Source organism: Alcaligenes sp. CHO6, from assembly GCF_037120595.1.
In the GTDB taxonomy this organism is placed as follows: domain Bacteria; phylum Pseudomonadota; class Gammaproteobacteria; order Burkholderiales; family Burkholderiaceae_B; genus Alcaligenes; species Alcaligenes ammonioxydans.
The window spans coordinates 39,199-49,820 of the sequence record NZ_JBANCI010000005.1 but is presented as its reverse complement, the minus strand read 5'-3'; the positions used below and the strand labels follow the sequence as shown (position 1 = coordinate 49,820).

Sequence of the window (10,622 nt, the reverse complement as noted above, 5' to 3'; positions counted from 1 at the left end):
AAGGCGGCGTTGAAAAAGCATTTAAAGCGGGCCACTGTGGCAAAGTCGCCGTTTGGGCTATCGGGTCCGCTTTGCTCGCAGAATGAGACGCTTGTTGAAAAAGCCCATCAGGAGGAGCGTGCCATGGCACATGCAGCAATAAGAACAGTCATGCTGGCGGCAGTAGTCAGTGCGGGTTTGGTTCAGGCACAGGCCGCGCCTGCCACGCAGGCAACTCAGGAGCGCCATGCTCAGTGGATGAAAACACTCCCGTTTGATGATACCCAGGACTTCAAGAACGCCCAGCGCGGTTTGATTTATCGCGAGCCCAGCCTGCAGATCAAAGGCGTGAACGGCAATGTGGTGTGGGATCTGGATTCTTACAAGGCCTTTATCAAGCCAGATAGCGTTGCTCCCAGCACGGTGCATCCCGGTTTGTGGCGCATGTCGCAGTTGAATTTGCTCGATGGTGTGTACAAGGTGACGGACAATATTTATCAGGTGCGCGGCTATGACTTGTCCAACATCACCTTTGTACGCGGCACAAGCGGCTGGATTGTGTTTGATGTGGGTACTTCTACCGAAACGGCCGCTGCTGCGTATGCCTTGTTGCAAAAACATGTGCAGGCCGCCCCTATCAAGGCGATTATTTACAGTCATTCCCACATAGACCATTACGCCGGAGTCAAGGGACTGGTGGATCAGGCTGCGGTGGACTCAGGACAGGTGCAGATCATTGCGCCAGAAGGTTTTGTGGAGCATGCCATCAGCGAGGGGGTGATTGCAGGCAATGCCATGAAGCGTCGTGCGACTTATATGTATGGGGCCTTCTTGCCGCGCGGCCCGGAGCATAGCGTAGGCTCGGGGCTGGGCATGACCAATCCGCTGGGTTCGGTCTCCTTGATTGCACCGACGCGTTCGATATCAAGATCCGGTGAAACACTGGTGGTTGATGGCGTTGAAATGGTCATGCAACTGACACCGGGCACTGAAGCTCCGGTAGAGATGAATACCTATCTGCCACAATTCAAAGCCATGTGGATGGCCGAGAACACGACCAACACCATGCACAATATTCTGTCCTTGCGCGGTACACAGGTGCGGGATGCCAGGCAATGGGCCAACTACATCAATGAAACCATTGACCTGTTTGGCGACAGCACGGAGGTGAAGTTTCAGGCGCACCACTGGCCTGTGTGGGGCAAGGAGCAGGTCCACGATTACCTTGTCAAGCAGCGTGATTTGTACAAGTACATTCACGATCGCAGTGTGAACCTGATGAACAAGGGCTATACCGGCGAAGAAATTGCCGAGCTGATCGAGCTGCCCGAGTCTTTGCAGAAAGACTGGGCAACGCGCGGTTATTACGGCTCACTTAAACACAATGCACGGGCGGTGTATCAGTACTACATGGGCTGGTACGACGGCAATCCCTCCAGTCTGGATGTCTTGCCACCAACGGCAGCAGGGGCGAAGTATGTGGAATACATAGGGCGTGATCGGCTCCTGCAAAAAGCAAATGAAGACTTTGATCGCGGTGAGTATAGATGGGTTGCCATGGTGGTGAAGCATTTGGTCTTTGCCGATGCGAAAGATGCAGAAGCACGCCAATTGCTGGCCAATAGCTACGAGCAACTGGGTTATCAGGCCGAGTCCGGGCCGTGGCGGTCCATCTATCTGCAAGGGGCCCTGGAGCTGCGCAAGGGTGCGCCGGATCTACCTGTGCCTCCCAACAATAATGCCGATCTGCTCGCTGCCCTGACCCCAGAGATGATGTTTGACTTGATGGCCGTGCGTCTGGACGACGAGAAGGCCAAAGACAAGGAGCTGACTGTTGCTTTTCATTTTGTGGATATGGACACGACGTATACCGTCAGCATTGGCAATTCGGTGCTTAATTACAGTACGCGCCCCGGTTTGCCGGCTCAAGCCACCATGTCAGTCAGTCTGGCGGATTTCAAGCTGATTCAAGGCAAGATGCTGGACTGGAAAACGGCCATGAAAACGGATCGCGCCAAGCTTCAAGGTCTGGGCCGTAAGTTTCAGGAATTTGGAGGTCTGTTTGAGGAGCCTGGCTTGTGGTTCAACATCGTGACGCCTTGAGGACGGTGCTCAGGACCGCGTGGCTTGACCGAGTGTTTGTTGCGATGCGACGACAAGGGTCTTTGGCGGGTATGGATTAAACGTTTTCTGTGCATTATTTGCATTAAGGTGCTGGCTTGAGGGCGGCCTGTGGTGGGTTTATGGCCAGGGACGCCTTGTGCCACACTCAAGCCAGGAACCTTTGTTTATGTCCGCGACCTTGAAATCCCTGTTCAGTGCTGGTGTCTTGCTGGCAGCGTCGGTGAGCGCTCAAGCCTATCAGTCTGAAACGATCCATAACAAGAAAGGGGAGGCTGTATTTGAACTACGCATTTACGGTACGCAGGATGGCTCCTACTCTATCGATGATCCGGTCAATGGGCCACGATCCGTTTTTGATCTGGACGATAATGCGCATGCGAAAATTCGAGGCGCCTTAAGTCGCTGGGCAGAAATCGTCTCTTTGAAGCCGGGGCATGTGCCCGCCATTATCAATATTGGCACAGTAGGCGGTCAGGATGCTCGGGCGGGGACCACGGTGACGCCTGACCCAGACTCCGCAGGCTCGCTTTACCTGCTTCTGCCTCAGGCTGCCTTACTCAATAAGCTGGACAGCGATCAACTTAAGCACCCTCTTGCCGAGGTTGTGGTGGGAACCATCGATTTTGATACCGCTGCGCTTCGGCCCAGCCAACTTCCCCTGAATGCCCAGGCAGATTATGCGGCTGTCATGTTCCATGAGTTTGGCCATACGATGGGAATGATTGGTGTGGCCGTGGACGCCTGGGGACTAGGGTCGGATACGCCGTACATCCGTCCGGTTTTGACGTCATGGGCGCAGGGTTTGCGCGATGACAATGGCAATGCGGCCCGGCCCGGACAGGCGGTGCTGTGCTCGATGTGCAATAACGCTTACGACCCAGACGCGTTTGACTTGCGCAAGGACCAGGGCTATTTCACGGGCCAGCATGTGCAGGAAGTCATGGACGGCGCCATGCCCGGCATACCGGTGCGGATTTTGGGCTATGTAAATACGCAGCCATTCGGGGTGGATACGGATTATATGGCGCATTCAGAGCTGCGCAACAGCTTGATGAGCCACCAGTCTTATCGCAATTACACCACGATGATGGAAGCGGAGCTGGCATCCTTGCAGGATATGGGCTTGAAGATCGACCGACGTAATTTCTATGGCTATTCTGTCTACGGCGATGGGCTCACATTGACGAGCAAAAATGGTTTTTTTGCTCGAAACAGCGAAGGGACGGCTTATCTGCCGGGCCAATACAACCAGGCTACTCAAGGCGTGGGGTTGCATATTTATGGGGAGCGCAACACCCTGACCCAGGCGGCTGATTTGTTAAGTGCCGGTCCCGGCGGAGTCGGTGTGCGCGTGGATGGCAGCGAAAACACACTCATCATTCCCGAAAGTACCCGTATTCACGCGCAAGGCTGGTATGGCCGCGGCCTGCAGTTCAGCTATGGTCGCGAACACACGATTGTGCAGCGGGGCGAAGTACGCGCTGAGGGAGAGGACGGCGTTGCCGCGCTGTTTGACTTCGGTCATAACGCCATGGGCAGTTTTGCAGATGGTATTGAGGGAGGTGACTATCGTGGCTCCTGGTTGGTGAATTTCCGGGGCACCCTGGTTGCCGCCGAGGAATTACCCTTGGCTTTGCAGGGCGCGCTGATCAAGGACTACCACCTGTCCGGCCTGTTGTCGGGCAGGAAAGCGGCCATTCAGATTTCCGACAATGCACAGGTTGAAAATATCAATGTCCTGCAGGGGGCCCGGATTCAGGGCGATATCCTGTCTGACTATTCCACTCGCCAAAGCAATGGCGAGCTGTTTGTTACCCATGTGAATTTTGGGCAGAAAGCCGATGATCAAGGGCGCGCCACGAGGCAGGCCGATCCTGATTTCCGTCTGCGCTACGAGGGTAATATTCAGGGTGTCGATAATCTGGCCGTCGTGATTGCGGGCGGGGAAAGCTCGCTCAATGGCCAGCATCAATTGCATGGTCTGCGTGTGGATGCAGGCGCCACGCTCAGCGGCAACAGCAGTTACGTCATCAATCCGGAAGGCAACTTCAGTAACCACGGTACCTTGAGTCCGGGTAATTCATTTGGTCAGATGACGATTCAAGGCGATTTCATTCAGGCCCCCGAAGGCCGGGTGTTGATTGAAGCGGACACGCGTCAGCATGATCGGATCGAGGTGCAGGGGCTGGCTCAACTGGCTGGTGAACTGAAAGTGCAGTTGCAGCCGGACTGGTATGCCGATGGTTGGTCCCTGAGCCAGAACACGGTCTTTCAGGCCACACAGACTCAGGGTGGATTTGATCTGCTGACAGCCAGCCTGAACTCGCCCAGCCTGCGTGTTCAGGTCAATAACGGCGGTTGGTCGGTTAGCCGTGACGCGGCGGCTTACTCGCCCTATGCAGTCAATCCTAATGCGGGTGCCGTGGGCCGCAGTCTGGAGCAGGCTTCTACTGACAATCAGCGTCCCTTGGCGTCTGTCTACCAGGCGCTAGACTTTTCCAGCGCGGATGGCAGCCAGATCGGTGACGCACTCAATCAGCTCAGTGCCGGCGCGTACGGGGCGCAATTGGCTGCCAGCTTGCGCAGAGAGCAACTGGTGTCCGAGCAACTGCGTCAGCGACCTGGTCTGGGCAAGGATGGATGGCAAACCTTTATTCAGCCTTTTGGGGGCCGTTACCACTGGCAGTTAAGTGCTAATGAGGTCGACCATCGCAGTCAGACTTACGGGGTGGTGTTCGGCGCGGAGCATCGCGCTGCTGGCAGCGATTGGAGCCTGGGCGCTCATGCAACTGCCAATGAGCAGAGTTTGAATATAGATGCCCCTTATCAGGGCAAGAGCACGCTGACGGGTTTGGGCGCCGGCGTCCATGCCTTGTATCGTGCCGATGCTCGCGAGGGTTGGCAAGGTCTGGCGCAAGTCCGTGTGGGTTTGGAGCAGGGCAAGCTGAACCGACGCATCGCGTTTTCTGATTATCAAGCGAACCCCAAGTCCGACTGGACCGGTCACACCTTTGCAGCGGGCATCCAGACAGCCTATAACTGGCCCTTGGGCGAGGCTGGCAGCATAGGTCCCGTTCTGGCTCTGGATTACCTGCGTTACAGCCGTCCCGGTTTCAGTGAGCAAGGCGATGCAGGCAGCCGCTTGCAGCTGGATTCGACCCGTGCCCAGTCCTTGCAAGCCTCGCTGGGTCTGGCGGTCAGCCAGGCTTGGGAGCTGAAACAGGGTCGTCGTTTGCAGGCCGAAGTGTCCGCGTCCTGGGAGCAGGCTTTGTTAGGTCGCAAGCAGACGCAGTACGCACGGTTTGAAGCCTCACCCCAGACGGGTTTTGATGGTCGCTATGCGCGGGTCGACAGTCATGCGCTGGCCTTGCGCGCAGGATTGACGCTGCAAAGCTCGGAGCGTTTGCGTGTGGGGGTGTCGGCGGGAACCCGTTTACTGGGCAATAGCCGGGCGGATATCTCGGGCAATGTGTCGCTGAACTGGGCGTTCTAGGCCTTGTTAGTCGTCATTTTGAACGCTTGCTGTCTGTGTGTGTCCCGTCAGCTTGCCTGGCTGGCGGAGCGACTCCGGCAGTCAGGCAAGCTCGCTCAACGTAGTCCGGTCAGGCGTCCGGTTCAGGCGGCCTGACGGCTGCTCTCGAACCAGTTCCACAGCGCCTGATGCTCGGGCTCCAGTTCCACCGCCAGGCCCCCTGTGAACGCGCGCCATGCAGGCAGGTAGGTATGAGACACAACAGTCAGTACCGGGTAGCCTTTATCGATCAAGGCCAGGATTTCGTCGTTAAAACCTTGACCATCGGCTTCCATAATTCCAAAACGATTCACAATCACCAGATCGGCATGACTGTCCAGCGCCTGTCGTAGCACTTCGCTGGCGTGCAGCAAGGCGCCAATATCCAGGCGACAGGCGCTGGATTCGGTTCCCAGATTCTGAGTGATGGGGTAGAGAGTGCCTTTGTCCAGATCCTGCACGGTGCGCAGGCTGTGATCTCCCTTCTGGATGGCGGGGCCTTGCACCAGGCCGTAGACACGGTAATGTTGAGCGCGCAGCGCCTGTATGAATTCCAGCAGCAGGGCATCAGCACTGCCTTTGCCCGCATGTACGATGGCGGCAAGGGCAACGGGCGTAGAAGGGGTGTCCATCAGGGTTGAGCTCCGGTCTGCTTTTTGATTCATGGCATAAAGACTCTTTTTACACGCTTTCGGCAAAGGCTGGGAAGCGGCAAGTGAGATTGTGTTTTGGGTAATGCTTGGCCTATTTTGAGGGCACGCAGAGGGCGTCCATGTGTAATTGATACCCCGGGCTTCTCGCGTGACAGGCTGCAACCTGTCAGCCCACCGACACGTTTGCCATCTTGCAGGTCAATCTGTCAGGGGAGAGTGAGTGGGATAATAGTCCGCCAGCCAGCCCTCAATCCTGCGGACAGGCGCGTGCCAGGTGCAATGCTTTAGATGAACAGGCAAAGGTCGAGCAGTCTGTTTTGTTTTTGAGTCAGTTCCCCCACTCTCACAGGCAGAAGTCCGGTTCCATGAGACAATTCATGCACTTTTAGTGATGGATGGGATATTCGATTGGACAAGACTTTTGTTAAGGGCCTGGTGCTCCTGGAAGCCCTGGCCAAGCACGAACGAGGCTCGGGCGTGACCGAGCTGGCCAATCAACTGATGCTCAATAAAAGCAATGTGCATCGTTTGCTGCAGGCGCTGGTTCATCAAGGCTTTGCGCGCAAGAACGAAGACACCGGACGCTATGAGCTGACCATGAAGCTCTGGGAGCTGGGCTCGGGCCTGGCCAACCGGCTGGATGTGCGGACGGAGGCCTTGCCCTTCATGAAAGAGCTGGCCGAGCAGACTCAGGAAACCGTCCACCTCTCGCTGCTCGATGGGGTAGAGGTGCTGTATATCGAAAAGATGGACAGTCCGCAGCCGGTGCGAGCCTACACCACCGTGGGCGGACGCTCGCCTGCGCAGTGCGTGGCCACGGGCAAGGCTCTGCTGGCCTGGGCCAGTGAAGACACGCTCAATCTTCTCAAGAACCGCCTCAAGCCCTATACCCCCCGTAGCCTGGTCAAGTTTGGTGATCTGCGTCGCGAGCTGGAGCAGGTGCGCGAGCAAGGGTTTGCACTCAATCGTGGCGAATGGCGTGAACAGGTCGTGGGCGCGGCCGCGCCTATTTACGATAGCCGTGGAATGGTGGTGGCGGCTTTGGGGATTTCCGGGCCTGCGGAACGGCTGGAGGAGGCCCGCTTGGTGCAGGCCGGTAAAACACTGGTGACGGCCGCCGCGCAGATCTCGCGCCGATTAGGGTATAGCGGTCGCTAAACCGCTGTAGCGGATAGGTTCCGGGCTGGATGAAGCAGCCCGGCTTTGAGCGGTTGTCACAGTTTGGAGCTTGCCCCGGTTTTCTGGGACAGTTCAATTCAAACCAAAGAACTCAAGACGTCGCGGCCTGCCTGAAGGCCGCAATTCTTTGTTTGATACCGGGTGCGGACGCAGAGCGCACCAAGGCCGCCATATCCCGATCAACCTGTTGTGGGCAGCCGGTTAACTGATGCAGATAGGCGCGACTGGTTGCGTCCAGCAAGCCTGCTGTCTGTTGCGCTTGCTCGATGACAGCAGGCCATGTGTCAGGCTCTTGTATCCCTTCAATAAAACCCAGTTGCTCTGCTTTGGCAGCATCAAACACCTGGCTGCCTGCCAGGAGCTGATGAGCCTGCTGGCCGCCAATCAAGGCCGCCAGTCTGCCGGTTCCCAGTGCCAGGCCAAATTGCAGTCCAGGCATGCGAAAGCGAGCATCCGCGCTGGCGACGCGTTGACGGCAGACCGCAATCAAATCCACGCCTGCCCCAAAGTTTTGCCCATGCGCCAGGGCCAAGGTGGCGCATGGTGTGTGAGCCAGCAGCTGCAGAAGGGTTTCGATGCGGATAAATCGCAGTACCAGATCCCCTTCGCTTTGCTGCTCGTAGTCGCTGAAGTCAAAACCCGCACTGAAGTTGCGGCCTTCCCCGCGCAGAATCAATAAATCGGGCTGGGCCTGTTCTGCGGCCTGCACGGCCGCGATCAAGGCTTCTACCAGCTCGGCTGACAAGGCATTGCGCTTGTCAGGGCGGTTCAGTGTCAGGGTCCAGACTTTATCCTGGCAGTCCACGTTCAGGCTGGGGCTGCTGCTGCCGTACCGCGCGGTCATGGGGTGACTCCGTGCAGGATGCTGTCGTTGTGCTCGCCCAGCGCGGGTGGTGCCAGACGGACGGGCAAGCCCACCCCATTGATACGCAGGGGCGAGACAAAGGTGCGGGTTTCGGTATCCGTACCCGGCAGGCGGATGTTTTGCACCCATTGCATGTGCTCGACTTGCGGGTCGCGCAAGACGTCGGAATAGCGGTTGATGGGGCTGCACGGTACGCCCTGGGCACGGAATTGAGCCAGCCAGTGTTCGGAGTCGTGTTGCGCAAAAATGGCTTCCAGCAGTTCACGCAAGGCATCTTGATGTTTGGCGCGCAAGGTGGTGCTGGTAAAACGCTCGTCCTCGGTCAGATCAGGGCGTTCAACGACCTGACAGACAGATCGCCATAGTGCATCGTTGCCCGCTGCCATGGCGAAGTAACCGCCTTTGCACTGGAATGCCTGATAGGGAGCATTGCGTGGGTGAGCGGAGCCCAGCTTGTCCGGATCGCGGCCGCTGCCAAAATATTCCGAGGTTTGCAGCGCAGCGATGGCCAGCGTAGTACCCAGCATGGGGACGTCGATATGCGCGCCCTGACCGGTGGCGCGTGCTTGCGGCAGGGCGGCGCTGATGGCAAAAGCGGCATATAAACCGGCAGCAAAGTCTGCCAGCGGCACACCACACTTGACCGGGGCGCCGCCGGCTTCGCCCGTTACGCTCATCACGCCGCTCATGGCCTGGATGGTCAGGTCAAAGCCGCCTTCCTGCGAGCGCGGACCGCTTTGCCCGTAGGCCGAAATCGAGCAATACAGCAGCCTGGGATTCAGGGCCTTCAGGCTTTCATAATCCAGCCCTAAACGCTGCATGACGCCGGGCCGGTTGTTCTCCAGCAAGACGTCGGCATCCAGTACCAGCTGGCGTGCCTTGGCCACATCATCGGGGTTTTTCAGATCCAGCGTTACTGAACGCTTGTTGCGGTTTAGCGAAGCAAAGTTCTCGCTATAGCCCTGGTTGATGGGTGGCCAGCTTCGCAAGGTGTCACCCCCTTTGGGGTGCTCGATCTTGATGACGTCGGCCCCCATATCGGCCAATAACATACCGCAGTACGGGCCAGCGGCCACATTGCAAAATTCCAGTATCCGAACCCCGTTCAGGGGCAATGTCGTATCCATGAATCAGCTCCAGAGCGTGACAGGTAAAGGGGGGGGGGGCCGACCCGGCCTTAAGCGTTGACATCAACCACGATGCGGCCGCGTACCTTGCCTTCCAGTAGCTGACCGGCCTGATCAATGGCTTGGGAAAGCGTGATGGTGCTGGCACCGATGCGCTCCAGGGCTTCAATAGACAAATGCTTGGCCAGCAAGTCCCAAGCCGCCAAACGCTCGGGTTTGGGGCAATGCACGCTATCCACACCAATCAACTGCACGCCGCGCAGAATGAAGGGGGCCACGGAAGCAGGGAAGTCCATGCCTTGAGCCAGACCACAAGCGGCCACGGCGCCCAAGTACTGCGTGCCCGCGCACACATTGGCCAGGGTGTGGCTGCCCACGCTGTCGATGGCACCGGCCCAGCGTTCTTTGCCAAGCGGCTTGCCGGGTTCGCTCAAGGTGTTGCGGTCCACAATTTCGCTGGCGCCCAGCGCCTTCAGATAGCTTTCTTCTTGAGGGCGGCCCGTGCTGGCCATCACGGTGTAGCCCAGGGCATGGAGCAGGGCTACGCTGACACTGCCTACGCCACCCGCGGCTCCCGTAACCAGAATCGGGCCCTTGTCGGGCGTGACGCCCTGGCGCTGTAAGGCACGTACGCACAGGGCGGCGGTGTAGCCCGCGGTACCAATCATCATGGCTTGCTGGGTGGAGAAGGCTTCGGGCAGGGGGATCAGCCAATCGCCCTTGACGCGTGCCTGCTGGGCCAGGCCACCCCAATGCACTTCACCCAGGCCCCAGCCGTTAAGCACTACCTTCTGGCCGGGCTTGAAATTCGGGTCGCTGCTGTCAGTGACGGTACCGGCGAAGTCGATGCCGGGCACCATGGGGAACTGACGCACTACCGGCGATTTGCCCGTCATGGCCAAACCGTCTTTGAAGTTCAGGGTGGAGTAGTCGATGCGAACCGTGACCTGGCCTTCGGGCAGGGCGGACTCGTCCAGGGTTTGCAGGCTGGCTTTGTATTGGCCGTCGGTTTTGTCGATGACAATGGCAGAGAACATAAATGAATTCCTTCGATCAGTTAAGAGTTTTGTTCTGATATTTGGAACATCGTTCTTCAAAATGACATAAAAAAAAGCAGTATTTTCATTTTATCCAGAAGCGCGTTGCGGTCAAGCCTAAAGCACCAGGATCAACAGACTGGGGAA

At 57.7% G+C, this 10,622-nt stretch carries 7 protein-coding genes; 3 read left to right on the top strand and 4 right to left on the bottom strand.

Translation table 11 applies throughout. The features are described 5' to 3' along the window. Positions 1-123 precede the first annotated feature (123 nt). Together V6936_RS15495 and V6936_RS15490 are read left to right on the top strand one after the other, a co-directional pair. Positions 124-2,082 (top strand): alkyl/aryl-sulfatase, encoded by a 1,959-nt coding sequence (locus V6936_RS15495; protein ID WP_336580065.1) that lies wholly within the window; start codon positions 124-126, stop codon positions 2,080-2,082. A 187-nt stretch (positions 2,083-2,269) separates the two neighbouring features. Further along, entirely contained in the window at positions 2,270-5,596 is a 3,327-nt protein-coding gene (locus tag V6936_RS15490) for an autotransporter outer membrane beta-barrel domain-containing protein (protein ID WP_003801787.1), read from the top strand. 122 nt (positions 5,597-5,718) lie between these two features. Here V6936_RS15490 and V6936_RS15485 read toward each other — a convergent pair whose 3' ends face one another. Further along, on the bottom strand, positions 5,719-6,246 hold the full coding sequence (locus tag V6936_RS15485) for a DUF2478 domain-containing protein (RefSeq protein ID WP_051010430.1): 528 nt from the start codon (positions 6,244-6,246) through the stop codon (positions 5,719-5,721). Positions 6,247-6,675: 429 nt separating this feature from the next. On the opposite strand from V6936_RS15485, the gene V6936_RS15480 reads away from it, so the two are divergent. Next, the gene (locus V6936_RS15480; protein ID WP_003801784.1) at positions 6,676-7,425 is read left to right on the top strand and encodes an IclR family transcriptional regulator; all 750 of its coding nucleotides are present in this window, start codon (positions 6,676-6,678) and stop codon (positions 7,423-7,425) included. Between the two features lie 112 nt (positions 7,426-7,537). Here V6936_RS15480 and V6936_RS15475 read toward each other — a convergent pair whose 3' ends face one another. Genes V6936_RS15475 through acuI form a run of 3 tightly spaced genes read right to left on the bottom strand, consistent with a single transcriptional unit; the run spans position 7,538 to position 10,475 of the window. Then, positions 7,538-8,290 carry an enoyl-CoA hydratase/isomerase family protein gene (locus V6936_RS15475; protein WP_336580064.1) on the bottom strand — a complete coding sequence of 251 codons (753 nt, stop codon included), beginning with the start codon at positions 8,288-8,290 and terminating at the stop codon, positions 7,538-7,540. Further along, the gene (locus tag V6936_RS15470; protein WP_003801777.1) at positions 8,287-9,438 is read right to left on the bottom strand and encodes a CaiB/BaiF CoA transferase family protein; all 1,152 of its coding nucleotides are present in this window, start codon (positions 9,436-9,438) and stop codon (positions 8,287-8,289) included. The genes V6936_RS15475 and V6936_RS15470 overlap by 4 nt, the downstream gene beginning before the upstream one ends. 50 nt (positions 9,439-9,488) lie before the next feature. Continuing rightward, positions 9,489-10,475, bottom strand: coding sequence for an acrylyl-CoA reductase (NADPH) (gene acuI, locus V6936_RS15465; RefSeq protein WP_059318276.1), 987 nt, complete (start codon positions 10,473-10,475; stop codon positions 9,489-9,491). Positions 10,476-10,622: the final 147 nt, after the last annotated feature.